This is a genomic window from Massilia timonae CCUG 45783, assembly GCF_000315425.1.
In the GTDB taxonomy this organism is placed as follows: domain Bacteria; phylum Pseudomonadota; class Gammaproteobacteria; order Burkholderiales; family Burkholderiaceae_D; genus Telluria; species Telluria timonae.
This window is the reverse complement of sequence record NZ_JH992924.1, coordinates 754,680-781,639: the sequence shown is the minus strand read 5'-3', so window position 1 is coordinate 781,639 and position 26,960 is coordinate 754,680. Positions and strand designations below refer to the sequence as shown.

Genomic DNA, 26,960 nt, shown 5'->3' with positions numbered 1-26,960 from the left:
TTTCCGGGGCCGCGCGCTAGGAGCGGCGCCACCAGGCAAGAATGAGATGTGCTTTCGGAAAGATCATGGACCGCATGGTTGCAGGTTGGCGCTCCGCTGTCAACCGCTACCCGCACCGTGACTCGGCAGGCAGGGCTCTCCCCACGCAGTTTGAACGTCGGTAGCGCCGCATTGTCGAAACTTTGTTGTCATAAAATTAAGGATTCAAGACCACCATGAACAAGAGCACGAACAGCCCAGCACACCCCCTCGAACTCTGGGGCGGCCTCGAATGCACGGTCAACCGCGTGCAGGACACCTACTTCAGCCAGCTGGACCGCAACGGCCATAGCGGACGCGCCTGCGACATCGAGCGCTTCGCCGCGCTCGGCATCCGCGCCATCCGCTACCCCATCCTGTGGGAACGCACCGCCCCCGACGGCGTCGACGGCGCCGACTGGCGCTGGCCGGACGAGCGCCTGGCCGCCCTGCGAGAGGCTGGCGTCACCCCGATCGCCGGACTGATCCACCATGGCAGCGGCCCGCGCCACACGAGCCTGGTCGATCCCGGTTTCGCGCAAGAGCTGGCCGACTACGCCGGCGCCGTCGCCGCGCGCTACCCCTGGCTCGAGTTCTATACCCCGGTCAACGAGATCTGCACCACGGCGCGCTTCGCCGGCCTGTATGGCGTGTGGTATCCGCACGGCCGCGACGACCGCACCTTCATCGACGCCCTGCTCAACCAGTGCCGCGCCACCGTGCTGTCGATGCGCGCCATCCGCGCCGTCAACCCGAACGCGAAACTGGTGCAGACCGACGACCTCGGCAAGACCTACAGCACGCCGGAGCTCAGCCACGTGGCCGAGTTCTACAACGAGCGCCGCTGGCTGGGCTGGGACCTGCTGTGCGGCATGGTCGGGCCCGAGCACAAGCTGTGGAACTACCTGCTCAAGAGCGGCGCCAGGCCAGAGGACATCCTGTGGTTCCGCGACAACCCCTGCCCGCCCGACCTCATCGGCGTCAATTACTATGTCACCAGCGAGCGCTGGCTGGACCACCGCCCCGAGCGCTATCCGGCGCACCACCGCGGCGTGGCCGACGGCATTCCCTGCGCCGACATCGAAGCCTCGCGCGTGCTGGCCACGCCGACGCCCGGCATCGCCCCGCTGCTGTCCGAGATCTGGGAGCGCTATCGCATCCCGCTGGCCATCACCGAAGCCCACATCGACGCCAACCGCGAAGACCAGATGCGCTGGCTGCTCGAGATCTGGGAAGCGGCCCAGCAGTCGCGCGACAACGGCGTCGACGTGCGCGCCGTCACGGTGTGGGCCCTGCTCGGCTCCTTCGACTGGAACAGCCTGGTGACGGTCGACCGCGGCTACTACGAACCGGGCCCGCTCGACGTGCGCTCGCCGCTGCCGCGGCCGACCGCGCTGGCGAACATGATGCGCGAACTGTCGAGCGGCGCGCCGCTGTCGCACCCGGTGCTGCGCGCCCAGGGCTGGTGGCGCCGGCCGGGCCGCTTCCTGTGCCAGCAGCCGGTGGCCACGCCGGCCGCCCTCACCTCGATCGCGGCCGACGGCCACCGCCTGGTGGGCAGCGACGCCGCGCCGATCCTGATCCTGGGCGCGACCGGCACCCTGGGCCGCGCCTTCGCCCGCATCTGCGACAAGCGCAACCTGGCCTACAAGCTGCTGTCGCGCCAGGACATGGACATCGCCGACGCCGACTCGGTCGAGCGCGCGCTGGCGCGGCACAAGCCGTGGGCGGTGGTCAATACCTGCGGCTATGTGCGGGTCGACGACGCCGAGCACGACATGGAACGCTGCCAGCGCGAGAACACGCACGGCGCCGCCATCCTGGCCGCCGCCTGCGCGCGCCACGCCATCCACCTGACCACCTTCTCGAGCGACCTGGTGTTCGACGGGCGCAACGAGCGTCCCTACGTCGAATCGGATACGCCGAATCCCCTCAACGTCTACGGCCGCAGCAAGCTCGACGCCGAACGCGCGGTGCTGGCCAATCACCCGGGCGCGCTGGTGGTGCGCACCAGCGCCTTCTTCGGGCCGTGGGACCAGCACAACTTCGTGACCCAGGCGCTCGATGCCCTGGAGCGCGGCGACGCCTTCGTGGCGGCCGGCGACATGACCATCACGCCGACCTATGTGCCCGACCTGGTGCACGCCTGCCTGGACCTGGCCGTGGACCGCGAAGCCGGCATCTGGCACCTCGCCAACAAGGGAGAATTGACCTGGGCCGAGCTGGCGCGGCGCGCGGCCGGGCTGGCCGGCGTCGATGCATCGACGCTGGAAGCGAAGCCGGCGGAGGAATTCGGCTTCACTGCGGCGCGGCCGGCCTACTCGTCGCTGCACAGCGAACGCGGCGCGCTGTTGCCAGCGCTGGACGATGCGCTGCGGCGTTATGTCGAGTTGCGCAATGCCGAGAAGGCCGAGCGCTGCGCGCTGCTGGCCGAGGCCGAAGGGCGCCAGGCGGTGGCGGGTGGCGATAGCCAGGGGGAGGCCGATTCGGTTGCGGTAGTGCGAGCCTGTCAGAATTTCTGTGTGGAACGGGGTCATGAAATAATCCCGAAAGGACTGTTCCATGACCGAAGTGATGACCACCAAGAAGCCCAAAAAACAGAAAGCAGCGTACCCGTTTCCCGTTGAGCTGATCGACCAGTTGCTGGCCCAGGTTGAGAACAAGGACGCCGAGTCGATCCTTGGCGAATCGGGCCTCGCCGGGCAGCTCAAAAAAATGCTGGCCGAGCGTATGTTGTCGGCCGAGTTGAACCACCACCTGGCCAACGAGGAAGACGGCAGCAGAAACCACCGCAACGGTAGCAGCCCGAAGAAGGTCTTGACGCCAGGCGGGGAGCTCCACCTGGACATTCCGCGCGATCGTCTGTCGAGCTTCGAGCCCAAACTGGTGGCCAAACATCAGCGCCGGATGTCGGGCTTCGACGATCACGTTATCAGCATGTACGCTCGTGGTATGAGCGTGCGCGAGATTCAGGCGCATTTGCTGGAGTTGTACGGCGCCGAGGTGTCGCCAGACCTGATTTCGACCATCACCGACGAAGTGCTCGAGGAGGTCGCGCAGTGGCAGCAGCGGCCGCTCGAGGCGATGTATCCGATCGTGTATTTCGACGCGTTGCGCCTGAAGATCCGGGACGAAGGCACGGTCAAGAACAAGGCCGTATATCTGGCCTTGGGCATTCGTGCCGACGGCCGCAAGGAAGTGCTGGGTCTGTGGATCGAACAGACCGAAGGCGCCAAATTCTGGCTGAAGGTTTTCAACGAACTCAAGAACCGCGGACTGGACGATATCCTGATCGCCGTCGTCGATGGCCTGCGCGGCTTCCCGGAGGCCATCGAGGCCGTTTATCCGCAAGCGCAGATCCAGACGTGCATCGTGCACCTGATCCGCAATTCGACGACGCTTGCGGCCTGGAAGGACCGGAAGGAACTGGCAGCGGCGCTCAAGCCGATCTACCACGCTGCCAACGCCGAGCTGGCCGAAGCGGCGCTGGATGCCTTTGCAGAAGGCCCATGGGGCACCAAGTTTCCGACCGTGGCCGCGATGTGGCGGCGCCAGTGGCAGCAGGTGATTCCGTTCTTTGCCTACCCACCTGAAGTGCGCACGATCATCTACACGACCAACGCTATTGAAAGCCTGCATATGCGTCTGCGGAAGATCGTCAAGAACCGTGGTCACTTCCCCAGCGACGAAGCCGCGACCAAGTTATTGTTCCTGGCCTTGCGCAATATCGAGAAAGATTGGAAGATGCCACAGCGTACCTGGAAGCAGGCTGCCAACCAGTTCGCCATCATGTTCGGCGAGCGCTTCACGAACGCGATTATCTAACTACGAATTCTGGCCCCGCACACAGAATTTCTGACAGGTCCGGTAGTGCAGTCCGGGACGTAAGCAACTGCAATTAACGGAGAGCGCTACGGCGCTTTCTCCTAAGAAGGGCCTATTTCATTATTAGCAAAAAAGCCACGAAGATCGTGGCTTTTTATCAATGCTCAGCAGTACGAGGCTTGGAGAAGGTGACAATTGTCCCAGCTCGCCGTCTGCGGTAAACATCTGCCTGAAAGGCAACTGCTCCATGCTGGGGAGTATCACGCTCCCTACGCTGTGCACGTACCTCTTCAAGCGAAGTCGATTTGAGCTGCGATAGCGCTTGCAAAAATTTTCTTGTCATATTGAAATCCCCCTCGCCTTGGCGTACTCATGCAGAAGTTTCCAACTCACACTATCATCGTCAAGTTCGAACGTCAATTCGAGTCCTACCCCGTTATAGTACCACCAATCAGGCCCTCCATCTGCCTGCATCAAATCAGATACCCGCGCGCACCACTGAAGCTCGTCAGGAAGCTTGCTCAATATCACGCTTGGCAAATCTGCATCGAAACCCAAAGATGGCCAGACGTGATAACCGAAAAACATGCTTCGATTGCTTGCACTGCCGGCAGCTTCCAAGCCAACTGAATGAAAACCCAATTCTTTTGCCTGGTCGATACTGATCATTACCGACCTGACGCCAATGCCTTTGTCCTGATCTTCTTTACGAACATAGATTGAATCGACGATCAGCTGAAACCTGAGTTCTCCACCGTTGTTAATGATGAAATATTCTGACGGATACTGAAACACCTCATTGTGCACTTTGAGGTTGAGCGTATCAACTGCCCCTATACCCCGCGAAACAAGGATGGTGCTTCGATCGGGTGCACCAGTGAGACGAGCAAGTAAATCCACATTGTTAAATGTATCAAACTCGTCGTCAGTAATTGACGATCCGATCTCCAACGTGATGCAATGCTGATTGAAGTACTTTTGAGAGGTAATATCGCGAACCATCCAGCATCTTAGCACTCACCAATCCTCCCCGTCCCTTGAGCTCTCAAAAGGTGACGAACGATGAAGGCAGGTCTGAATCATCAGTGAAGCGATACAGACTGCGCCTACGAGCCAAGCGCTCGTCCACTCACAATGCCGTTTCGTTCCTGCCAGCTATAATCAGCCTTCCTTGTTGCCGCGCAAAGAACGTCATGACGCTATCCACCTCTCCCCCCTCAGCGCTGCCGAAAGCCCTCGGCCACATCCGCGTGCTCGACCTGTCGCGCGTGCTGGCCGGCCCCTGGTGCTCGCAGAACCTGGCCGACCTCGGCGCCGACGTGATCAAGATCGAGCGCCCCGGCGCCGGCGACGACACCCGCGCCTGGGGTCCGCCATATGCCAGGGATGCGCAGGGCAACGATACGCAGGAAGCGGCCTATTACCTGTCGGCCAACCGCGGCAAGCGCTCGCTCACGGTCGACATCGCGAGCAGCGAAGGCCAGGCCCTGCTGCGCGAGCTGGTGCTGCATTGCGACGTGGTGCTCGAGAACTTCAAGGTCGGCCACCTGAAGCGCTATGGCCTCGACTATGACTCACTCAAGGCAATCAAGCCCGACCTGGTGTACTGCTCGATCACCGGCTTCGGCCAGGACGGTCCCTACGCCCACCGCGCGGGTTACGACTTCCTGATCCAGGGCATGGGCGGCCTGATGTCGGTCACCGGCGAGCGCGACGACCTGCCCGGCGGCGGTCCGCAAAAGGCCGGCGTCGCGCTGACCGACCTCATGACCGGCATGTACGCGACGGTGGCCGTGCTGGCCGCCCTCACCCACCGCGACCGCACGGGCGAGGGCCAGCACATCGACATGGCGCTGTTAGACACGCAGGTGGCGATGCTGGCCAATGTCGGCAGCAATTACCTCAACAGCGGCAAGCCGCCCAAGCGCTGGGGCAATGCCCACGCCAACATCGTGCCCTACCAGACCTTTGCCTGCGCGGATGGCCACATCATCGTCGCCACCGGCAACGACGGCCAGTACCAGAAGTTCGTCGAGGCCGGCGGCCGGCCCGAGCTGGCCGGCGATCCGCGCTTCGCCACCAATCCGCTGCGCGTACAGAACCGCGATGTGCTGGTGCCGCTGCTGGCCGAGATGGTCAGGACGAAACCGCGCGACGCATGGATCGCCCTGCTGGAAGAAAAAGGCGTGCCCTGCGGGCCGATCAACGACGTCGGCGAAGTGTTCGCCAACGAGCAGGTGCAGGCGCGTGCGATGGCGATCGACCTGCCGCATCCGAGCGCGGGTCAGGTCAAGCTGGTGCGCAATCCGATCCGGATGTCGGCCACTCCTGCGACCAGCGGGATGGCCCCGCCCCTGCTGGGCCAGCACACGACGGAAGTATTGCGCGAGATGCTGGGCAGGAGCGAGGAAGAGATCGCGGCCTTGCGCGAGCGGGGTGTGGTTTAAAGGCTCAGTGCAGCTGGTGCTTCAGGTTCGACAGCTCGTCGTGCACGCGCACGACGACGGATTGCACTTGCGGTGAAGGCCTGGTCGAGGTGCAGACGCGCTTGGCCTCGTCGCCCATGGCTTCCAGGTCGTCGATGCACTGGATCATGCTCGACTGGTCGTTCGACTGCATGACGCTTTGCGCGCGCCCGGCTTCCTCGGCGATCTTGTGGATGCAGTCGCGGATTTCGCTGGGGACGCTCTGGTCGCTCTGGCAGACTTGCTCGGCCTGGTTCACGACCTGCTGGACGTTCATGAAACGTTGCTGGATTTCGGCGGTTTGCAGCATGATGTTCTCCTGAAAAAGATGTGGAAAAAACCACTGGAGCCTTCCAGCTTAGGATGGATTCGTGGTTTATCAAGCATCGATTTCGCCCGTTCCGCGGGACAATCGCGGTGCACTCCAGATGGCAGTGTTACGCCGCCGGCTCCGACAGCGCCGCGCGCAAGACGTCGACCAGCTCGCGCACGCGCGGCACGTCCTGTTTCGCCTTCGGCCACACCACGTGCATTGTCAGGCCGGGCGTCGCATAGTCCGGCAGCACCTCGACCAGGCTGCCGTCCGCCAGGTGGCGCTCGATCAGCCAGGTCGACAGCTGGGCGATGCCGAGCCCCGCCACGGTCAGCTCGGCCTGGGCTTCGGCGTCGCCGGCGACGATCCGCGCATCGAAAGCGCGCTGCTCGACCAGGGCGTTGCCGCGCCGGATCAGCAAGGGACTGACGCGGCTGTCGGCCTTGCCGTACATGATCACCGCGTGTTCCACCAGGTCTTCGACCGAGGCCGGTGCGCCGTGCGCCGCGAGGTAGGAAGGCGCCGCGCAGAACACCTTGCGGTCCTGGCCCAGCAGGCAGTGGCCGAGCGCGGGCGACCAGGCTTCCGGACTGCCGATGCGCACCGTCACGTCAATGCCTTCGTCCTCGAGGTCGACATAGCGGTCGGTGAAGGACAGCACCGGCTTGATACGCGGATAACGCTGCAGGAAAGCCGTCAGCACCGGCAATACGATCAGGCGTCCATAGGTGGCCGGCAGGTCGACCCGCAGCCGCCCGGCCAGCAGGTCGCCCTCGGCGTGCAATGCATGCTCGGCTTCCTCGAGTTCGCCGAGCACCCGGGTGCAGGCGGCCAGGAAACGGGCGCCGGCGTCGGTCAGCGCCAGCCGGCGCGTGCTGCGCTCGAACAGGCGCGCGTTCAGGCGCGCCTCGAGGCGGGCGATGGCCTTGCCGACGGCCGATCCGGTCAGGTGCAGGCGCTGGGCCGCGCGGACGAAGCTGCCGGCCTGGGCCACGGCCACGAAGACATCGACCCCCTTCAGGCGTTCACTGGTTTGCATAGGCTATTGCGGAAAAATATTCCGCCAAGTATAGAAAAAATGCCCGAGATAGGAAATGGTATTTCAAATAGGATGGCGACCCTGCTTAATCCTTATAAGAAATCCATGTCCCGTTCAAGCTCTGCGCTCGCACAGGCGGCCCCGGCGTCATCGTCGTCCGGCGCGCTGCCCATCCTGATCCTGGCGGTCGCCGCCTTCATCATCGTCACCACCGAATTCCTGATCGTCGGCCTGCTGCCGGCCTTGTCGCGCGACCTCGGCATCTCGATCTCGCTCGCCGGGCAGCTGGTGACCCTGTTCGCCTTCACCGTGATGTTGTTCGGTCCGCCGCTGACGGCCTGGCTGTCGCACCTGGACCGCAAGGCGCTGTTCATCGGCGTGCTGGTCGTGTTCGCGCTGTCCAATGCCCTGGCCGCGCTGGCGCCGAACGTCTGGGTGCTGGCGCTGGCGCGCTTCATTCCTGCGCTGGCGCTGCCGGTGTTCTGGGGCACCGCGAGCGAGACCGCGGCCGAACTGGCCGGTCCCGACAAGGCCGGGCAAGGCGTGGCGCGGGTCTACCTCGGCATCTCGGCCGCCCTGCTGTTCGGCATCCCGCTCGGCACCATCGCCGCCAACAGCATCGGCTGGCGCAATGCATTCTGGATCCTCGCCGCCCTGTCGCTGGCGATGGCGCTCGCGCTGCTGTTCCTGATGCCGGCCGTGGCGCGCGCCAAGCGTGTGGACTTCCGTTCCCAGGCGCGCCTGTTCCGTGAGCCCTACTTCCTGGCCAACGTCGGCCTGTCGATCCTGGTGTTCACCGCCATGTTCACCGCCTACACCTACCTGGCCGACATCCTCGAGCGGGTGGCCGGCGTGGCGCCGCTGGACGTCGGCTGGTGGCTGATGGGCTTCGGCGCGATCGGCCTGATCGGCAACTGGGTCGGCGGCAAGGTGGTCGACCGCGCGCCACTGAAAGCCACGGCGCTGTTCTCGGGCCTCTTGGCGCTGGCGATGGCGCTGGCGGCGCCCAGCGCCGGCTCGACGATCCTGTTCTGCGCGGTGCTGGCGCTGTGGGGCATCGCGTACACGGCGCTGTTCCCTATCTGCCAGGTGCGGGTGATGAAATCGGTCACCCACTCGCAGGCGCTGGCCGGCACCACCAATGTATCGGCCGCGAATGCCGGCATCGGCATCGGCGCCATGCTGGGCGGCGCGGCAATCCCGCTGGTCGGCCTGGACAAGATCGGCTACTTCGCGGCCGGCTTCGCAGTGCTGGCCGTGCTGCTGGCGCCCCTGGTGGCGCGCTTGCGCCAGGGCGAGTGACGCCCCGGCGGCCACCGTCGCCATCACTATTCTCTGCACCTTGTGAAAATATTTTTTCACAAGGTGCATCCATTCCTGCATCTGGCGCGTAGTACCAACGCCAACATTGCAGCCGACCCGGCCGCGATGCGCCCCCAATGAATTCAAGCAAGCAATTCTTACTGAGGACACATCATGACCCAACCGCAATTCACCAAGCTCGCTCTCGTCTCGTCGATCGCCCTTGCCCTGGCCGCCTGCGGCAGCAGCAGCGACGACGATCACGCCTCGCCGCCGACCACCACGCCGCCGCCCGCCGCCACCGTCGGCGACGTGGTCGCCCTGACCACCAGCAACCGCCTGGTGTCGTTCGACCGCGCCACGCCGGGCGCCATTCGCACCAACGTGCTGGTGACGGGCCTGCAGAGCGGCGAGAACCTGGTCGGCATCGACGTGCGGCCGGCCGACGGCATGCTGTACGGCGTCGGCTCGACCGGCCGCCTGTACACGCTGGACGCCGCCACCGGCGCCGCCACCAACAAATCGCGCCTTGTCGCCGATGCCGCCGACACCACGGAACCGTTCACCGCATTGGCCGGCACGAGTTTTGGCGTCGACTTCAACCCGATGGCCGACCGCCTGCGCATCGTCGGCAATACCGGCCAGAACCTGCGCATCAACGTCGACACCGGCGCCACCACCACCGACGGCGGCATCAATGGCGGCGCGGCCGGCGCCGCGATCTCGGCCTCGGCCTACACCAACTCGTTCGCCGGCACCGGCTCGACCACGCTGTACGGCATCGATGGCGCCAACTCGACCTTGTACACGCAGAATCCGCCGAACAGCGGCGCCCTGGCCACGCCGGTGCCGCTGGGCGTGACCATCGGCGCCGCCAACGGCTTCGACATCGATGCGCGCACGAATATGGGATACATGGTCGCCACCGTCGGCGGCGCGCGTAACCTGTATGGCGTGAACCTGGCCGCCACCAGCGCCCCCACGACGCTCATCGGCGCGCTCGGCGTCACCGAAGACATCCGCGGCATCGCGCTGCGCGGCGCCGCGGCGCCGGTCGTGCTGGGTCTCTCGAACGACAACCGGCTGATGGGCTTCAAGGTCGGTTCGCCGAATACCATCGACACCAACGTCGCCATCACCGGCCTGGCCGGCGGCGAAACCCTGGTCGGCATCGACGTGCGGCCGAAAGACAGCAGGCTGTACGGCCTGACGAGCAACGCGCGCCTGGTCACCATCGACCCGGCCACCGGCGCCGCCAGCGTCAAGGCGACGCTCGCCGCCGACGGCGCCGACACGAGCGCGCCCTACACCGCCATGCAGGGAACCGCATTTGCGGTCGACTTCAACCCGGTCGCCGACCGCCTGCGCGTGATCAGCGACAGCGGCCAGAGCCTGCGCATCAACGTCGACACCGGCGCCACCACCACCGACGGCAACATCAACCGCGCCGGCGTGGCCCCACGCGTGGTGGCCGCGGCCTACACCAACAGCATCCCGACCCCGGCCTCGACCCAGCTGTTCGACGTCGACGGCGCCAGTTCGGTGCTGGCGCTGCAGAATCCGCCGAACGACGGCACGCTGGTCGACGTCGGACCGCTGGGCGTGACGGTGGCGGGCGCAGGCGCCATGGACATCGGCGGCGGCGAGAACGGCCTGGTGCTGGCGGCGCTGCGCACCACGGCCGGCGGCCCCAGCTCGCTGTACCGGGTGAACCTGAGCAGCGGCGCGGCAACCCTGGTCAATGGCGCGGCGACGCCGGCGACGTCGGTGATCGGCGGCAGTAGTGGCAACAGCGGGCCAGGCGTGCGCGATATCGCGATCTGGCTACGCTGATGATCCGGGCGGCGGCATGCGGGCTGCCGCCTAGGGAAGCACTGATTTATTCTGGCGGGCTGCGATCGGTCACGAAAAATGTGCCCGGCAAGGCCTCGCCGGCCGCGCACAAACCGCAGCGATACCGCGTGGTATCGCGAGGATTTGCAACGCCGCAGGGCGCATTTTCTCGTGGACGAGCGCGCCGCCATGAATAAATCAGTGCTTCCCTATATCCTGACCGCGCGCCCGATGTAGAGAATGGGGCCGGTCGGACGGCCGATCGGTGAGCCGGCGGCCGGTTCCAATGTAATCTCGAACAGCTGGTTCGGCACCACCTTCGGCAGCTTGGCGAGCTTGACCTCGACCGCCTCGCCCGGCTTGACCAGCCCCAGCGAGACCGGACCTTCCCAGTCGTCGGCCTTGGTCCACAGCTGCAGCGCGCGATCGGCCGGGACCTCGGTCGTGACCAGCGGCTCGAGGCGCAGCGTGTCGTCGGCCACCAGCTCCAGCACCCAGCCCGGCCCCGCGTTCTGCGGCGCCGCCAGCACCACCATGTAGCGCGGCTGCGCGACCTCGAACTGGCGCACGCCGACCACGGCCGCCATGATCGCGGCGGCGGCGAAGCCGCCGGCGGCCAGCGCGCGCCACAGGCCCAGGCGTTCCCACCAGCCCGGACGGGCGACGGCGGACACGGACGCCGGCCCGAGGCTGCGCTCGATGCGCGTCCACAGCGCGGGGGGCGGCGCCACCGGCTCGACCAGCGCGCTCAGGGGCAGCAACCGCTCTTCCCAATAGGCGACGGCGGCGCGCAGCGTGGCGTCGTTCGGCAACATGGCGTCGACTTCGCGGCGGCGCTCGCGCGACAGGGTGCCGAGCACGTATTCGCCGGCCAGCTCATAGGGATCGAACCGTTCGCTCATACCATGCACTCCCGCAGCGCGCTCAGGCCGCGCTTGATCCAGGCCTTCACCGTTCCCAGCGGCGACTTGAGGCGATCGGCGATCTCGCTGTGCGACAGCCCATCGACATAGGCGTGCAGGATGCTGTTGCGCTTGGCGACGTCGAGCCGGTTCAGGCAGTCGTGCAGGCGTCCCATGTCCTGGCGCAGTTCGAACGCGTCCTGCATGCCGGGATCGAAGGCATCGGTGCTCAAGGCATCGAAGGCTTCCTCGCCAACGTTGATTTCGCGGGCGCCGTCGCGCACCGCATCGAGCGCCGCGTGGCGCACCACGGTGTACATCCAGCCGCGGCCCGAGCCTCGGGTCGGCTCGAAGCTCGCGGCGCGGGTCCAGATGGCGACGAAAGCGTCATGCAATACGTCCTCGGCCGCCTGGCGCTCGCGCACGATGCGCAGGGCCACGGACAGCAGGCGCGGACTTTCCTGGTCATACAGGCGGCGCAGCGCATGGCGGTCGCCGCGCGCGCAGGCCGCGAGCGCGGCTTCATAGTCGAACGGCGCGGTGGAGTCGCTCATCTTTCTCCTTCGGTCGGTGGAACCATGGCTGGCCGCTGTGATTCGTCGCCGGCGCGCTGGCGCTGCAGCGCCTGACCGACGCTGATCGCCAGCTCGGCCAGCTGGAAGGGCTTGCGCAGCACCGCGCCATCGCCGATCACCTGCTCGATCGCCTTCATGTCGGCGTAGCCGGTGGCGATGATCGTCGGCAGGCCGGGGAACATCGCGCGCGTGCGCTGCACCAGTTCGGCGCCGGTCATGCCCGGCATCAGGTAATCGGTGATGAGCAGGTCGGGCCGCTCGTCGTGCAGCGCGCAGAGGCCGGCCTCGCCGTCGGGCGCCTGGCGCACCGTGTGGCCGAGGGCTTCGAGCGAAGACACCATCGAGGCGCGCACGAAGTCGTCGTCCTCGACGACCAGGATGCGCGCCGCCTGGATGGCGGCCGGGATGCGCGCCAGGGGCGCCGGCTCGGCGTCTTCCGTGCCGCGGGCCGTGCGCAGCCAGATTTCCACCGTGGTGCCGGCGCCCGGCTCGCTCAGGATGCGCGCGGCGCCGCCCGACTGCTGCGCCATGCCGTACACCTGGCTCAGGCCCAGGCCGGTGCCTCCCACGCCCTTGGTCGTGAAGAAGGGCTCGAACACCTTGGCCACCAGCTCCGGCGTCATGCCTTCGCCGCTGTCGGTGACGGCGATGCGCACGTACTCGCCCGGCGGCAGGAAATCGGGCGGTGGTTCGTCGCAGGCGGCGACGAAGACCAGTTCGCCGCCGTCCTGCATCGCGTCGCGCGCATTGATGGCCAGGTTCAGGAGCGCCATCTCCATCTGGTTGGCGTCGGCCAGCACCGGCGGGCAGTCCATGGCGGCGTCGAAGCGCAGCCGGATGCGCGAACCGAGCGAGGTGGCGACCAGTTCGCGCACGCCGTCGAACAGAAAGCCGATATCGGTCTCGCGCAGGTCCAGGCTCTGGTTACGGGCAAAGGCCAGCAACTGGCGGGTCAGCTTGCCGCCGCGCTGGCAGGCCTTGCGCGCGATCTCGGCGCGGCCCTTCGCCACTTCGTCCTTCGACATCAGCAGGATCAGGTCCATGCTGCCCTGGACCACGTTGAGCAGGTTGTTGAAGTCGTGGGCGATGCCGCCGGTCAGGCGCCCCACCGCTTCCATCTTCTGGTACTGCGCCATGGCCTGCTGCACCCGTTCGCGCTCGATAATCTCGCTCATCAGGCGGTCGTTGGCCTGGGCCAGGGCGCGGGTGCGCTCGTCGATGCGCGACTCGAGCGTTTCGTTCAGCGCCACCAGCTGCTGGCGGCTGTGATGCAGGCTGGCGGCGGTGCGCTCGCGGTCGGCCAGCACGTCGCGCGCCTGGTACTGGCGGCGCCGCGCGCGCAGCGCCGACACGCTGGCGCTGCGCAGGGTCTGGACGTTGAGCGGACGCTCGAGCAGGATCACGTTGCCCAGGTCGCCCAGGCGCTCGCGCGCCGCGCCCTGCTGCAGGCCGATCGTCTTGCCAAGCAATACGACGAAGGGAAAGTCGGACCACGGCTTCTGGCGCCCCAGCCAGGCATGCAGCGCCGCGACATCGACGCCGTGCAGGGCCTCCTCGGCCACGATGGCGGCGCCCGCCCCCGCGCCGATGGCGCTCACCAGGGCGCCGAAACCGGCGGCGACCTCGCATCCGAGGCCGTCGCGCGCCAGCATCGAGGCCATGACCTCGGCATCGCGCCCGAGTGGCGCGAAGATCAGTATCCGCTCTTCGTGCAGGCTATTCCGGTGCATGCCCGGCCGGCGCCATCAGCGGCGTTTCTCCGCGGTAGGTTGGCATCCCCGACAGGACGCCCTCGAATCCCACCAAAGGCGCGCCGATGCGCACCCCGCCCTCGCCCAGCAACAGCTCGTGGATGGTGGTGGCATGCTCGGTGGTGCGGCTCTTGATCACGCTGATCGCGCGCCGCACCTTGCCGCCCGCCTCGAAGAAGCGCAGCAGCACCGTGCTGTCGCTCAGGTAGCTCAGGTCGACGTCGGTGCGCGCATCGGCCATCAGGCCATGCTGGCCGAGGATCATCACCGTGGTCACGCCCTGCTGGTTCAGGTAGGACAGCAGTTCGTGCATCTGCAGGATCAGGAAGTGCTCGCCCGGCATCGCCTGCAGATAGGCGTTCAGGCTGTCGATGACGATGAAGCGGCTGCGGCGCTGGTCGACCGCGTCGCGCAGCTTCTGGGCGAATTCGCCGGGCGACAGCTCGGCCGGATCGAAGTGGTCGATGGTCAGCTGGCCATTGTCGAGATAGGGACGCAGGTCGAGACCGAGCTGGATGCTGCGGGCGAAGAAGGTGCCGAGCCCCTCGTCGAACAGGTAGTACGAGGCCTGCTCGCCGCGCTGCAGCGCCGACAGCAGGCAGCGCGTCGACAGCGTCGTCTTGCCGATGCCGGACGGGCCCACCAGCAGGGTGTTCGTGCCGCGCACCAGCCCGCCGCCGAGCAGCGCGTCGAGGCCGTCGGAACCGCTCGAGCCGACCTGCGGCGCGAAGTCGCGCACGTGTTCGGCGGCCACCAGGCGCGGATACATGACGATGCCGCCGGTGTCGAGCGTGTAGTCGTGGAAGCCGCCCCGGAAACGGATGCCGCGCATCTTGAGGATGTTGACCCGGCGCCGCTCCTTGCCGTATTCCCTGGTGATCTGCTCCAGGCTGATGACGCCGTGGGCCAGGCTGTGCAGGTGCTGGTCGGATTCCGCGGTCTTGTCGTCGAGCAGCAGCACGGTGCAGTCGCGCGCCGAGAAGAACTGCTTGAGCGCCAGGATCTGGCGCCGGTAGCGCAGCGGGTTCTGGGCCAGCAGGCGCACCTCGGACAGGCTGTCGAACACGATGCGCATCGGCCGCAGCGCGTCGACCCGGTCCATTACCTTGCGCGTCGTTTCACCCAGCTCGACTTCGGAAGGATGGAACACCGATTGCTGCGAGTGGGGGTCGAGGTCGTCGTCGCCGGCCAGCTCGACGATCGCCAGGGCGCCCAGGTCCCATCCATGGCTGTGACCCACCGCGACCAGCTCGTCGGTGGTCTCGGACAGCGTGATGTACATACCGCTCTCCCCCCGGGCGACGCCGTCGAGCAGGAATTGCAGGCCGAGGGTGGTCTTGCCGGCGCCGGGAGAACCCTCGACCAGGTACAGGCGTTTTGGCGTCAGGCCGCCACCCAGGATGTCGTCGAGACCGGGAATGCCGGTCGAAGTGCGGTCGTTCATGCAATGCAGCCCTGGCTGTAGGCCGGTTCACGCGCGTCCGCGCCTGCGCACGAGGGACGGAACGGGGGATGGCCCGGGATCGGGAGGCGTCGCGCGCGGTACAAGCGCAACGTAACGAATATTGCTGGGATTATATCCTCATCAAGGCCGACCCGGGACAGCAAGGCGCCAACCGTGCTACACTATCGGTTCTGCGGCATCGACCGCCCCTCGCGCGCGTTGCGCGTCATGCAGTGCTGGGGCTGGCGACACGAGATTGCCTCTGGAAATTCCTGATTCCGTCCCCATATCGTGTTCCTGCGGACGAATACTGCGCCAGCAGCGCAGCCCTGAAGCGCGACGCGGAACGCGGGCCGTCGCACCCAACGAAGTAACCGTCATACCTGACATCGAATCGAGGCCTGCAGCATGTGCGGGCTTTTTCATTCCCCGGCACGGCGCCTGCGCCGCGCCGCCACGGTCACCTACACTGCCCGCTTGCGCGGGCCGCTTCACCGCCCGCCCGTGCGCCTTCGCGCCAGGCTGGCCTGATATCGTATTTGCAACTAACAGGAGCCCATCTTGGCAAAAGAAGAACTCATCGAAATGAATGGCGTCGTCGCTGAAGTGCTGCCCGATTCGCGTTATCGCGTCGATTGCGAAAACGGCCACAAGCTGATCGCCTACACCTCCGGCAAAATGCGCAAGAACCACATCCGCATCATCGCCGGCGACCAGGTCAGCCTGGAGCTGTCGCCTTACGACCTGAGCAAGGGCCGGATCACCTTCCGCCACCTCGGCAAGACCGGCAGCGGTCCGCGTCCGCCGGTGAACCGCGCGGCGCGTCGCTGATCGGGGCGCCGCTCATCGGCAAGCAACGCCACGCCCAGCGTGGCGTTTTTCATTGGCGCACACTTTTCGGACCAGGCTGGCAGATCGTCTTCGTCACGGGGTATCATCCCCGGACGCGCGGATGCATACCGAACCATCCGCACTCGACAGTAAATGATGCAAAGGTGTTGTGAGATGCAAATGCGGCAACGACGCAGCGATGAAACCACCGCGAACGCCGTGGCGCGCGGCCTGAACATCCTGGCCGTGCGCGATGCCACCCAGGCGCGGCGCTATATGGAATACAAGAATGTCCCTGCAACCGTGATCGAGCGCGTCCTGCAAAGTCCGCACGCGTGCCGCCGGCTGACGCCCGAACAGGCGGTGTCCGAGGCGATCCTGCCGCTGCCGCGCAACGGCCGCTTTCCGAACTGAGCCGCTCAGCTCAGCAGCGGCACCGGCGCCAGCCTGCGCAGGCGCAGCGCGATCAGCAGGCCGACGCCGAGGATCGCGCCCAGCAGCGCCACCACTCCGGGCCAGGCCCAGTGCTCGTAGACATAGCCGGTAAACCACCCCACCACGCTCGAGCCGAGATAATAGAAGAACAGGTAGATGCCCGAGGCCAGCGCCTGCGGCGGCTGCGCACGCCGTCCGACCCAGCTGCTGGCCACCGAATGGGCGGCGAAGAAGCCGAAGGTGGCCACGCCCACGCCCAGCACCACGGCGACCACCGAATCGACCAGGGTCACCAGCAAGCCCGCGATCATCACCCCCATCAGCAGCCACAGCACGTTGCGCCGGCCCAGGCGGTCGCCCAGCTTGCCGGCCCACATCGAGCTGAAAATGCCCAGCAGGTAGAGCAGCGACAACAGCCCGACCGCGCTCTGGCGCAGCCCGAACGGCGGCGCCAGGAGGCGGTAGCCGATGTAGTTGTACAGGCTGACGAACGCCCCCATCAGCAGGAACGGCAGCGCGAACAGCCACGGCAGGCCCGGGTCGCGCAAATGGATGCGCAGGCCGTCGACGAAGCCGGGGCCGCGCGCCGGCAGCGCGCCGCCATGGCGCGACGGCGGCAGGCTGCGCGAGAATTCCCAGGCCGCGTACAGCCCGGCCGCGCCGAGCAGCCCGACCGCCACGCGCCACGACGCGACGTCGCTGATGAAGGCCGAGATCACCCGCCCGCTCATGCCGCCGAAGGCGCTGCCGCTGATGTACATGCCCATCGACAGGCCGAGCGAGGTCGGCTCGATCTCGTCGCTCAGGTAGGCCATGGCCACGGCCGGCAAGCCGCCCAGCATCAGGCCCATCAGGCCGCGCACGGCGACCAGTTGCGTGTAATTGGCGGCGAAGGCGCAGGCCAGGGTCAGCACCGCCCCGCTGATCATCGAGGCCACCATCACTGTCTTGCGGCCGAAGCGCTCGGCCACGCTGGAAGAGCCCAGCAGCGCCAGCGCCAGGGTGGCGGTGGACACCGACAGCACCAGGCTGCTCTGGGCCGGCGACAGCCGGAAGTCATGGCCCAGGAGCGGCATCAAAGGCTGGACGCAGTACAGCAGGGCGAAGATGGAAAAGCCCCCGAACGCCATCGCGCGGTTGATGCGCCGGAACTCCGGGCTGCCGGAGGCGATGCGCGCGCCGGGGGCGGTCATGCTCAAGGGTATTCCGGATCCAGTTCGGAACCGGCGTAGTTCTCCAGCTCGGCCATCAGCTGGCCCATGGTCGCATTCGTCCCGATCTGCTCCAGCACCGTGCAGTGCTTGCGGTAGATGTCGATGCGCTCGGCCACGACGGCCTGGTGGGCCGGCGGGATGCGCGCCATGAACTCGGCCCAGCCCTGCTCGAAATCGGGCCGGTGCTTGCGCACCGCCTTCACGAAGCGCTCGAACTCCGCCTGGCCGGTGCGCGCCGTGATGCGCGCGCCGCCTTCCGCCGCGAAGATGATCGCCATGGCGATCACGCCCTCGGCGTTCAGGTCCGGGTCCTTGACCGGGCCTTCGTAGTGGTTCTTGCGCAGCCATTCGGCGGCCTTGACGATCGCCTGGACCTGCTGGCGCTGCTGGACCTGGCCCAGGAAGCGCTCGTAGCCCGACCACGATTCGCCCGGGTCGGCGGTGCAGATGTCCACGAACAGCTCCTTCAGGCGCCGCTGGGCATAGACCGGATCGTTGTCGTACTCGCTCACCAGGCTGTCCTCGGGCAGCGCGGCCAGCTCGCGGATCATGCGGAAACCCGCCTGGAAGGCGTGCTCGGCGCCCTCGCCCACCAGGATGTCGAGCGCGTCGAGGTCGCCCTCGTCCTCGCTCTGGATGAGGTGTTCGAGACCCAGCGAAACACAGCCAATGCTCAAGAGCAGCGCGCGCTGGATCCCTTCGGCGGTGCGGTCGTTGGTGAACTTCTCGGCCACCATGGCGGTGATCCCGGACAGCTCGTCGGCCAGGATCGCCGCTTCGTCGGGCGTGGCTTCGCCCGGCAGCAGCTTGATGGCGCGGATCAGGCGCGGCGGTTGTTCGATGACGATGGCTGGCAACATATCAGCGGCGGCTCCCGTCACGAGAAGATGTCCGTGCCCATGCTGCGGCGCGGGCTGCGGCGCGGCATGCTGCGCACCGACGGTACTTGCTTGCGCAGGCGCAGCAGGAGGTCGCGGGTCGAACGCTGCATGAACTCGGACTCTTCGTCCGGATCGTCGGGGAGCTCGATCTCGGCCATCTCGGCGCTGTGGCGGAATTCCGGGAACAGCTCGAGCAGCGAACGCTCCCAGCCGTCCTCGGTGGCCTTGGCCAGGTCGACCGCCAGCGGCACGACGTCGCTGTCGGCGCTGGTCTGGCCGCTGACGTAGCGGCCTTTCGACAGGATCTCGCCCGCCACTTCCAGGATTTCCTTCGGCGCCAGCGACCACAGGATCGCGAACACGGTCGCGCCATGGTCGGTGGCGGACGCCGCCTCGAGCAGCTCGTTGCGGCGTTCCTCGTCGTCCTGGGCGTAGACCACGCCGTGCACGTGGTTGAACAGGTTCTCGGCGATGCGCTCGGGATCGTCTTCGATCAGGTTGTCGGGCCAGGTGGCGGCGATGAAGGCCAGGCTGTCGGCCCAGGCCTTGGGCGGCACCAGCATGGTCGCCAGCGAGGTCTTGGCGCCGTCGAAGCCCGACAGGTGCAGGGCCGTCACTTGCGGCGGCAGCTCGGTCAGGACCTGGGCCACGGCGTAGTCGCCGTGCTCGTCGGCGGCCCTGGAGAACACCTCTTCGGCGTGCTCCAGCGAGCCGGCCAGCACCAGTTCGCCGACCTGGCTGACCAGGGCCGGCAGGTTCGATTTGGTGTCATCGCTCATCGCGCTCTCCTTCGTCGAACAGCTGGGTGAAGTCGTCGGTGGCGGCGCTGTCTTCGTCGTCGTCGTCGTCGCCATCGTCGTCGCGGCCGAGTTGCTCGAGCGACTGGTCTTCGTCGTCCCAGCGGTTCTGGTTCTTGAACAGGAAGGCGGTGATGATGGCCTGGCGCGCCAGTTCCGGATAGTTGGCGGTCATGCCCTCGTACATGGCCTTGCCGTCGTCGCCGCTGCACTCGGCCATCGCGAACACGCGCGCCGGATCGCCGTCGGCGTAGTCGGCCGCTTCGCGCATCAAGCCCTTCGGATCCAGGAAGCGGATCTTGTCGACCAGGGCGAACGCCATCATGTTGACGTCGTCGATGCCGCCGCCGTCGGCGTATTCGGCCACCAGCGCGCCGACCATCATGTCGTAGTTCTTGCGGTTGGGCGGGTCGCCCAGGGTGCCCTCGATCTGGCCTTCCAGTTCACGCGACTGGAAAGAGAATTCGGGATGTACGTTCTTCATGTTCTATCCTGTTGATGGGACGCGGCGCTTCTGGCCGCATCCGTTGCGTTGCCGTCGGATGACGTGCAAGGCCGGGTCAGTTCGCCGGCAGGTTCACGCCGTTGAGCGCGAACAGCGAACGCCACAGCTCGAAAGCCTCGGCCTCGGCGTCCAGCACGATGCGGTGGTTCACGCTCTGGTTGTATTCCTCGCGTTTGGCGCGGTCGGAGAGGATCTCGTAGGCCTTGGTGACTGCCTTGAAACGCGCTTCCGCGCCTGGCGCCTGGTTGCGGTCCGGGTGGTAGCGCATCGCCAGCGAGCGGTAAACTTTCTTGATCTCGTCGTCGCTGGCATTCGGCGCGACGCCGAGGATCGCATATAAATTTTCCAACAGAAATTCTCCGGCAACTATCTTAAAAATGCGGTGGATTGAGACCAAACAGAGATTATCCTATAGAAAACGCCAGACGTGGCGCGAACGCCGATGTCCGCCTTGCGACGCGGGCAACCTCAGGCGCGTCCGGGTACGGTAAAATGCCCCCCAACTTACCCTTCCAGAACTTTTTCATGAGCAACGACAAGAATACCCCGGCGCCGGGCAATGCACCGTCGTCGAACTTCGTCCGTGCGATCGTCGAATCCGACCTGGCCGCCGGCACCCACCAACGGGACGGCCTGCCGCCGGTCATCACGCGCTTCCCGCCGGAGCCGAACGGCTACCTGCACATCGGCCATGCGAAATCGATCTGCCTGAACTTCGGCCTGGCGCGCGACTACGCCGGCCTGTGCCACCTGCGCTTCGACGACACCAATCCGGAGAAGGAAGACCAGGAATACGTCGACACCATCATGGACAGCGTCAAGTGGCTCGGTTTCTCGTGGGAGCGCGAGGGCCAGGAACACCTGTACTACGCCAGCGACTACTTCGAGCAGCTGTACAAGATGGCCGAGTACCTGATCGAGAAGGGTCACGCCTACGTCGACAGCCAGAGCGCCGAAGACATGGCGAAGAACCGCGGCAACTTCGGCACGCCGGGCACCAACTCGCCGTTCCGCGACCGTCCGGCCGCGGAATCGCTGCAACTGTTCCGCGACATGCGGGCCGGCAAGTACAAGGATGGCGAACACATCCTGCGCGCCAAGATGAGCGAGGATGCGATGGCGTCCCCGGTCATGACCAACCGCGACCCGGCCCTGTACCGCATCCGCCATGCGCACCACCACCGCACCGGCGACGCCTGGTGCATCTACCCGATGTACGACTACACGCACCCGATCTCGGATGCGATCGAGAACATCACCCACTCGCTGTGCACCCTGGAATTCCAGGACCACCGCCCGTTCTACGACTGGCTAGTCGAGACGCTGGCCGAAGGCGGCTTCTTCAACAAGCCGGTGCCGCGCCAGTACGAATTCGCGCGGCTGAACCTGACGTACGTTGTCACCTCCAAGCGTAAACTCCGCGCGCTGGTCGACGACGGCACCGTGACCGGCTGGGACGACCCGCGCATGCCGACCATCGTCGGCCTGCGCCGCCGCGGCTACACGCCGGAATCGATCCAGCTGTTCTGCGAGCGCATCGGCGTGTCGAAGGCCGACGGCTGGATCGACATGAGCACCCTCGAAGGCGCGCTGCGCGACGACCTGGACCCGAAGGCGCCGCGCGCCATCGCCGTGCTGCGTCCTTTAAAACTGATCGTCGACAACTTCCCCGAAGGCGAGTCGGTGGAATGCTCGTCGCCGGTCCACCCGCACCACCCGGAACTGGGCAAGCGCACCTTCCCGTTCACGCGCGAGCTGTGGATCGAGCAGGAAGACTTCATGGAAACCCCGACCAAGGGTTACTTCCGCTTCACCCCGCCCGTCGGCGACCAGCCGGGCAGCCGCGTGCGCCTGAAATACGGCTATGTGGTCGAGTGCACCGGCTACGACAAGGATGCCGACGGTAACGTTATCGCCGTGCACGTGAAGTACTTCGAGGATTCGAAGTCGGGCACGCCGGGCGCCGACAACTACAAGGTCAAGGGCAATATCACCTGGGTCAGCGCGGCCAGCGCGCTCGAAGCCGAGGTGCGCCTGTACGACCGCCTGTTCCTCGACCCGCAGCCGGACGCCGGCGGCAAGGACTTCAAGTCGGTGCTCAATCCGAACGCCCTGGAAACCGTGACCGCCTACCTCGAGCCGGGCATGAAGGACGCCGTGGCCGACCAGCGCTTCCAGTTCGAGCGCCATGGCTACTTCGTGGCGGACCGCGTCGATTCGCAACCGGGCAAGCCGGTGTTCAATCGCGTGACCACGCTGAAGGATAGCTGGGGCAAGTAAGCAGCCACCTGCTACCGTCTCCAGGAATCCCGCTACGGCAATGTCGTTGCGGGATTTTTTTGCGCCCAGCCTGGATCGCGCACAAGCGGGGTCACATCTGACATTCGGACACAGCCTCAACAATGGCATGGTTGATACGGCTGAGCTTGTGTGCGAATGACAGACGTGACCCCGTGTTTGCTTTGACGTCTCCGCCCCGCTCTTGTAACAAAGCGGTCATGCAAGAATGTAATCATGCCGGCCATCTTTCTGACCGGAGCCTGCATGACCCGCTTATCCTTGCCCCGCTTGCGCCTGACCGGCGCTGCTCCCTGCGCCGCCGCCCTTTCCCTGGCCCTGCTGGCCGGCTGCAGCCCCAGCGATCCATCCGATCCCGTTGCGATTACGCCGCCTCCAGTACAGACGCCGGACCCGACGCCAACGCCTGCGGCGCCGACGCCGGTCGCCTTCATGAGCGACGTGCACTTCCAGAACGTCTATGGCGACTTCAAGAACAGCCAGTTCGCCGGCATCCCGACCAGGGACGGCAAGCACGCGACCATCCGCACCATGTACGCGCAGCTGACCTCGACCCGCCTGTTCAACGAGAACTACTTCGCCTTCTTTGCCGCGCTCGACGACGCCTACGCCAGGGGCATCCGCGTCGTGGCCCTGCCGGGCGACTACACCGACGACGCCCAGCCGATGAACGTCGACGGCATCGCCGCCATCATGCGCGAATACCAGGCCAAGGGCATGCGCTTCTTCCTGGCGCCGGGCAACCACGATCCGGTCGAGCCCTACGACGACAACGAAGCCGGCAAGAACGACTTCCTGACCAAGGAAGGCAAGGAACAGAAGATCTTCGCCACCGGCAATCCGGCCTGCATCGCCAAGGACCCGACCGTGATCTGCACCGACCAGATCATGGAGCAAGGCACCGAACGCCTGATGACCAGGATGGCCGAATTCGGCTTCATGCCGAACAAGGCCGACCTGCTGTGGGAAACGCCGTTCAGCAAGTACAGCGGCGGCAAGTACAGCTATGACGAAGCGCTGGCCCAGGCCGCGGTGAAGAACCGCCAGTTCGAGATCTGCCTCGAGGGTTCGGGCGGCGCCTACAAGGCGGCCGGCGAAGCCAAGCTTGGCAAGCCGTTCACCAAGTGCACCGAAATGATCGACAGCACCTATCTGGTGGAACCGGTCAAGGGCTTGTGGCTGCTCTCGATCGACGCCAACGTCTTCGTACCGAACGCGAAGTTCGATCCGGCCAAGCCGCACGACTTCAAGGGCTACGACGGCGCCGGCAACGCCGGCTGGAACAAGGTGATCACCCACAAGATGTTCCTGATGGACTACATCAAGTCGGTGGCGGCGCGCGCCAAGGCCGAAGGCAAGCAGTTGATGGCCTTCTCGCACTACCCGACCATGGACTTCTACGCCAACCAGACCGCGGCCATGAAGGCGGTGTTCAAGTCGGGCGCCTTCCAGACCGCGCGCGTGCCGGACCAGACGGTGGCCAACGCGGTGGCCGCGACCGGCCTGCGCCTGCACGTCGGCGGCCACATGCACTTCAACGGCACCAACGACCACCAGGATGCCGGCGGCAACTACCTGGTCAACGTCCAGTCGCCATCGCTGGCGGTGTACGGCGCCGCCTACAAGATCGTCACCTATAAAGACCAGGACACGATCGACGTCCAGACCATGCCCCTGAACACGGTGCCGCGCTTTGCCGAGCTGTTCCCGCACTACGTGGTCGAGAACGACTACCTGAAGGGCAGCTCGGTCCCTGGCGACGCCAGCAAGCGCTGGGACCGCAGCATCCTCGAGACCCGTTCCTACGGCGAGTACACCCATCAGTACTTCGGCGAACTGTCGCGCCTGCGCTTCATGGACGAATACTGGCCATGCGAGATGAAGGAAGCGGCGATGGCCCTGGACGGCAAGCAGATGCTGATCCTGTCGCAGCTGCAGACGAAGGTGACGCTGGCCCAGCTGAAGGATGTGCCCGGCGTCGTGCCCCTCACCGCCTCCTGCGCAGCGGCCGGCACCGCCGCCGGCGCCGCAGTCGCCGCCTCGACCCTGGCCACCGACTGGCTTGACGCCACTGCGCGCGCCGACAAGCTGGCCAGCGCCGCCGGCCTGCGCCTGGACGACTTCGCCACCATCTCTGCCTACGATTTCTACGGCGACTTCCACCGCACCGTGTATGCGGGCGAACTGGCCCTGCGCGACATGGGCCAGCAGCGCGTGAACCAGTACAAGGTCTTGATGGCCGCCTTCCCGGCGACGCCGGCGGCGATCGTCAAGGTCGGCGACAAGCCGTCCGACCAGAACCCGGTGCACGTGCCGTTCCAGAACCAGTTCAAGCAGGTGTTCGCCATCCTCAAGGGCCTGGGCTCGGCCAAGCCGAGCGACCATTTCACGGTCGACCTGAAGGGCAAGAAGGTCAGCAATGCCAGCAATAATGGGCTGAGCTTCAACTAACTGCCGCTCTCACTCACCCGAAGGCGCTGCGCCCCATGGCCGCAGCGCTTTTTTTTCGGGAACAGCGATGCGCACGCCGTCCGACCTGTTTCGCGGCCCCCGCCGCCAGACGTCGTGTTTTTGTAAAACCTAGTAAACCTGATAGCTCCTGTCTGGTCAGACATTGCTTAGCGTATGGACCATAGGTATTGATGTTAAGCATGGCCACGTGCCGTCCCGCCCTTTCGAGATACCGCATGCCTTCAGATCGTCCTCCCGCAATGTTCTCGCCGGCAACCTTGTTGACGGGTTTGCTGCTGTCGCTGGCGTTCGGCGCCGGCGCCTATTTCGCCACCGCGGAGGCGATCGAGAGCGATGCCCACGCGCGGTTTCGCGGCATGGCGCGCGCCGCCCAGAACAATATCGATACCCGTATCAAGGGCTACGGCGCCGTGCTGCGCGGGGTCGCGGGGCTGTTTCGCGTCAACCCCGACACCACCGCATCCGAGTTTCGCCAGTACGTCGAGCAGCTCGACATCAAGCGCAGTTTTCCGGGCATCGTCGTGATCAATTATGCGCGCATGGTGCGCGCTGACGGCCTGCCGGCACTGAACGAGGAATTGCGCGCGCGGCTGGCGCGCCATGGTGTGCGCCATCACACGCCGCTATTGCCTTCATCCGAACGCGACAGCTACACGGTGCTGGTGTACATGGAGCCGCTGTCGCCCGACCTGTACGACAGGCTGGGCCTGGACCTGGAGGCGCGCGGCATCACCCGGCGCGTGATGGCGCATGCGCGCGACAGTGGCCTGCTGAGCGCTTCCGGCACGCGCATCACCCTGCGGCCCGGGCCCAACCAGACCGCGCTGGCGCTGCGCCTGCCGGTCTACCGCGGCGACATGCCCGCTTCCAGTGCGGAACAGCGGCGCCTGGCCTATGTCGGCTCGGCCGGACTGGGGTTCGGCGTCACGCCGCTGGTCAGCGGCGTGCTGGACGAGTTCCCGGTCGAAGGCGTGCGCCTGATGCTGACCGAGCTGACCGAGCCTGGCGAACCGGCGCCGCAGACGGTCCTCTACGACAGCCTGGCCACCGTCGACTACCCCAAGCCGGCGCTGCCGCCGGACGACAGCAGCATGTTCGCAACCAGTCTACCGATCGAATTCAACGAGCGCGTCTGGCGCGCCGACTTCAGCGTCGCCAAGTCGGCGCTGTACACCCGTTTCGACGTGTATTACCCGTGGCTGGCAGCCTTCGCCGCCAGCATGAGCGCGGCCCTGCTTTACGCCCTGTTCCAGACCCTGGCCTCGTCGCGCCGCAACGCCCTGCGCATGGCCGAGGAAATGACGCGCGAGCTGCGCGCCAGCCAGGCCAAGCTGCAGGCCAGCCACGAAAAACTGCGCATGCTGGCGGCGCACGCCGAGCAGATCAAGGAAGGCGAACGCAAGCGCATCGCGCGCGAGATCCACGACGACCTGGCGCAGAACCTGCTGGCCCTGAAGATCGAGGCCGAGCTCCTGGCCAATCGCACCCGCGGCGGCCACCGGCGCCTGCACGCGCGCGCCGACGCCACCGTCCGCCAGATCGACGTCACCATTCGCAGCGTGCGCCAGATCATCAACGACCTGCGTCCCAACGTGCTGGACCTGGGCCTGTCGGCGGCGGTCGACTGGCAGGTGGCCGATTTCGCGCGCCGCACCGGCATCGAGTGCGAACTGGTCGACGACGACGGCGAGCACCGCATCGACGACCATTGCGCGACCGCCTTCTTCCGCATCCTGCAGGAATCGCTCAACAACGTGGCGCGCCATGCACGCGCCACCAAGGTCAGGATCGCCTTGCAGCAGCAGGCCGACATGCTGACCATGACGATCCGCGACAACGGCGTCGGCATGCAGCCGGGCAGCCGCAACCGCCACGGCTCGTTCGGCCTGGTCGGCATCGAAGAGCGGGTCGGCATCCTGGGCGGCTCGTTCTCGATCAGCAGCGGACTCGATTCGGGCACCACGATCGTGGTCACGATTCCCGTCGTCGGCCTGTGCGGGGACGTGGGCATGGACTTCTATCCCGGCAAGGCGTCCCCGATCGCCGTAGCCGCCTAATGC

General features: G+C 66.1%; 22 protein-coding genes. 10 read left to right on the top strand and 12 right to left on the bottom strand.

Annotation, left to right across the window (positions count from 1 at the left end; translation table 11 throughout):
• Window positions 1-215 precede the first annotated feature (215 nt).
• Both HMPREF9710_RS18570 and HMPREF9710_RS18565 read left to right on the top strand, forming a co-directional pair.
• Complete coding sequence (locus HMPREF9710_RS18570) at window positions 216-2,645, top strand: family 1 glycosylhydrolase (protein WP_005668853.1); 2,430 nt, start codon at window positions 216-218, stop codon at window positions 2,643-2,645.
• Entirely contained in the window at window positions 2,593-3,843 is a 1,251-nt protein-coding gene (locus HMPREF9710_RS18565; RefSeq protein WP_005668850.1) for an IS256 family transposase, read from the top strand. The genes HMPREF9710_RS18570 and HMPREF9710_RS18565 overlap by 53 nt, the downstream gene beginning before the upstream one ends.
• A 339-nt stretch (window positions 3,844-4,182) precedes the next feature.
• Here the strand turns inward: HMPREF9710_RS18565 and HMPREF9710_RS18560 are convergent, their stop codons facing one another.
• Window positions 4,183-4,845: a hypothetical protein gene (locus HMPREF9710_RS18560; RefSeq protein WP_040777063.1), complete on the bottom strand. Its 663-nt coding sequence runs from the start codon at window positions 4,843-4,845 to the stop codon at window positions 4,183-4,185.
• A 191-nt stretch (window positions 4,846-5,036) separates the two neighbouring features.
• Here HMPREF9710_RS18560 and HMPREF9710_RS18555 point away from each other — a divergent pair, with 191 nt between their 5' ends.
• Window positions 5,037-6,290, top strand: coding sequence for a CaiB/BaiF CoA transferase family protein (locus tag HMPREF9710_RS18555; protein WP_005668845.1), 1,254 nt, complete (start codon window positions 5,037-5,039; stop codon window positions 6,288-6,290).
• A gap of 4 nt (window positions 6,291-6,294) precedes the next feature.
• Here HMPREF9710_RS18555 and HMPREF9710_RS18550 read toward each other — a convergent pair whose 3' ends face one another.
• A complete protein-coding gene (locus tag HMPREF9710_RS18550; protein ID WP_005668842.1) occupies window positions 6,295-6,618 on the bottom strand; it encodes a hypothetical protein in 324 nt (107 codons plus the stop codon).
• A gap of 127 nt (window positions 6,619-6,745) precedes the next feature.
• Window positions 6,746-7,660, bottom strand: a complete 915-nt coding sequence (locus tag HMPREF9710_RS18545) for a LysR substrate-binding domain-containing protein (RefSeq protein ID WP_005668840.1) — start codon at window positions 7,658-7,660, stop codon at window positions 6,746-6,748.
• Window positions 7,661-7,765: 105 nt separating this feature from the next.
• Here HMPREF9710_RS18545 and HMPREF9710_RS18540 point away from each other — a divergent pair, with 105 nt between their 5' ends.
• Both HMPREF9710_RS18540 and HMPREF9710_RS18535 read left to right on the top strand, forming a co-directional pair.
• Window positions 7,766-8,962 (top strand): MFS transporter, encoded by a 1,197-nt coding sequence (locus HMPREF9710_RS18540; RefSeq protein ID WP_040777433.1) that lies wholly within the window; start codon window positions 7,766-7,768, stop codon window positions 8,960-8,962.
• A gap of 174 nt (window positions 8,963-9,136) precedes the next feature.
• The gene (locus tag HMPREF9710_RS18535) at window positions 9,137-10,795 is read left to right on the top strand and encodes a DUF4394 domain-containing protein (protein WP_005668836.1); all 1,659 of its coding nucleotides are present in this window, start codon (window positions 9,137-9,139) and stop codon (window positions 10,793-10,795) included.
• 209 nt (window positions 10,796-11,004) lie between these two features.
• Here the strand turns inward: HMPREF9710_RS18535 and HMPREF9710_RS18530 are convergent, their stop codons facing one another.
• Genes HMPREF9710_RS18530 through HMPREF9710_RS18515 form a run of 4 tightly spaced genes read right to left on the bottom strand, consistent with a single transcriptional unit; the run spans window position 11,005 to window position 15,467 of the window.
• On the bottom strand, window positions 11,005-11,697 hold the full coding sequence (locus HMPREF9710_RS18530; protein WP_005668834.1) for an anti-sigma factor: 693 nt from the start codon (window positions 11,695-11,697) through the stop codon (window positions 11,005-11,007).
• A complete protein-coding gene (locus HMPREF9710_RS18525) occupies window positions 11,694-12,251 on the bottom strand; it encodes a sigma-70 family RNA polymerase sigma factor (protein WP_005668832.1) in 558 nt (185 codons plus the stop codon). The genes HMPREF9710_RS18530 and HMPREF9710_RS18525 overlap by 4 nt, the downstream gene beginning before the upstream one ends.
• Entirely contained in the window at window positions 12,248-14,002 is a 1,755-nt protein-coding gene (locus HMPREF9710_RS18520; RefSeq protein WP_005668830.1) for a response regulator, read from the bottom strand. Before HMPREF9710_RS18520 ends, HMPREF9710_RS18525 begins: the two co-directional genes overlap by 4 nt.
• Window positions 13,989-15,467 carry an ATPase domain-containing protein gene (locus HMPREF9710_RS18515; protein ID WP_005668828.1) on the bottom strand — a complete coding sequence of 493 codons (1,479 nt, stop codon included), beginning with the start codon at window positions 15,465-15,467 and terminating at the stop codon, window positions 13,989-13,991. The genes HMPREF9710_RS18520 and HMPREF9710_RS18515 overlap by 14 nt, the downstream gene beginning before the upstream one ends.
• A 561-nt stretch (window positions 15,468-16,028) precedes the next feature.
• Between HMPREF9710_RS18515 and infA the strand changes: the two genes are divergently transcribed.
• Window positions 16,029-16,298, top strand: a complete 270-nt coding sequence (gene infA / locus HMPREF9710_RS18510; protein WP_005668826.1) for a translation initiation factor IF-1 — start codon at window positions 16,029-16,031, stop codon at window positions 16,296-16,298.
• 180 nt (window positions 16,299-16,478) lie between these two features.
• Window positions 16,479-16,712, top strand: a complete 234-nt coding sequence (locus HMPREF9710_RS18505) for a hypothetical protein (protein ID WP_040777052.1) — start codon at window positions 16,479-16,481, stop codon at window positions 16,710-16,712.
• 5 nt (window positions 16,713-16,717) lie between these two features.
• Here HMPREF9710_RS18505 and HMPREF9710_RS18500 read toward each other — a convergent pair whose 3' ends face one another.
• The 5 genes from HMPREF9710_RS18500 to HMPREF9710_RS18480 all read right to left on the bottom strand — a co-directional run bounded on the left by HMPREF9710_RS18500 (window position 16,718) and on the right by HMPREF9710_RS18480 (window position 20,479).
• The gene (locus tag HMPREF9710_RS18500) at window positions 16,718-17,926 is read right to left on the bottom strand and encodes an MFS transporter (protein ID WP_005668822.1); all 1,209 of its coding nucleotides are present in this window, start codon (window positions 17,924-17,926) and stop codon (window positions 16,718-16,720) included.
• A gap of 2 nt (window positions 17,927-17,928) precedes the next feature.
• Window positions 17,929-18,807 (bottom strand): hypothetical protein, encoded by an 879-nt coding sequence (locus HMPREF9710_RS18495; protein ID WP_005668820.1) that lies wholly within the window; start codon window positions 18,805-18,807, stop codon window positions 17,929-17,931.
• A 17-nt stretch (window positions 18,808-18,824) separates the two neighbouring features.
• A complete protein-coding gene (locus HMPREF9710_RS18490) occupies window positions 18,825-19,607 on the bottom strand; it encodes a hypothetical protein (RefSeq protein ID WP_005668818.1) in 783 nt (260 codons plus the stop codon).
• Window positions 19,597-20,109 carry a hypothetical protein gene (locus tag HMPREF9710_RS18485; RefSeq protein WP_005668816.1) on the bottom strand — a complete coding sequence of 171 codons (513 nt, stop codon included), beginning with the start codon at window positions 20,107-20,109 and terminating at the stop codon, window positions 19,597-19,599. Before HMPREF9710_RS18485 ends, HMPREF9710_RS18490 begins: the two co-directional genes overlap by 11 nt.
• A 76-nt stretch (window positions 20,110-20,185) precedes the next feature.
• Entirely contained in the window at window positions 20,186-20,479 is a 294-nt protein-coding gene (locus HMPREF9710_RS18480; RefSeq protein ID WP_005668814.1) for a DnaJ domain-containing protein, read from the bottom strand.
• A gap of 176 nt (window positions 20,480-20,655) precedes the next feature.
• Between HMPREF9710_RS18480 and HMPREF9710_RS18475 the strand changes: the two genes are divergently transcribed.
• The 3 genes from HMPREF9710_RS18475 to HMPREF9710_RS18465 all read left to right on the top strand — a co-directional run bounded on the left by HMPREF9710_RS18475 (window position 20,656) and on the right by HMPREF9710_RS18465 (window position 26,957).
• Window positions 20,656-22,410, top strand: a complete 1,755-nt coding sequence (locus HMPREF9710_RS18475) for a glutamine--tRNA ligase/YqeY domain fusion protein (RefSeq protein ID WP_040777049.1) — start codon at window positions 20,656-20,658, stop codon at window positions 22,408-22,410.
• A 264-nt stretch (window positions 22,411-22,674) separates the two neighbouring features.
• The gene (locus HMPREF9710_RS18470; RefSeq protein ID WP_005668810.1) at window positions 22,675-24,879 is read left to right on the top strand and encodes a metallophosphoesterase family protein; all 2,205 of its coding nucleotides are present in this window, start codon (window positions 22,675-22,677) and stop codon (window positions 24,877-24,879) included.
• 236 nt (window positions 24,880-25,115) lie between these two features.
• Window positions 25,116-26,957: a sensor histidine kinase gene (locus tag HMPREF9710_RS18465; protein WP_229409858.1), complete on the top strand. Its 1,842-nt coding sequence runs from the start codon at window positions 25,116-25,118 to the stop codon at window positions 26,955-26,957.
• Window positions 26,958-26,960: the final 3 nt, after the last annotated feature.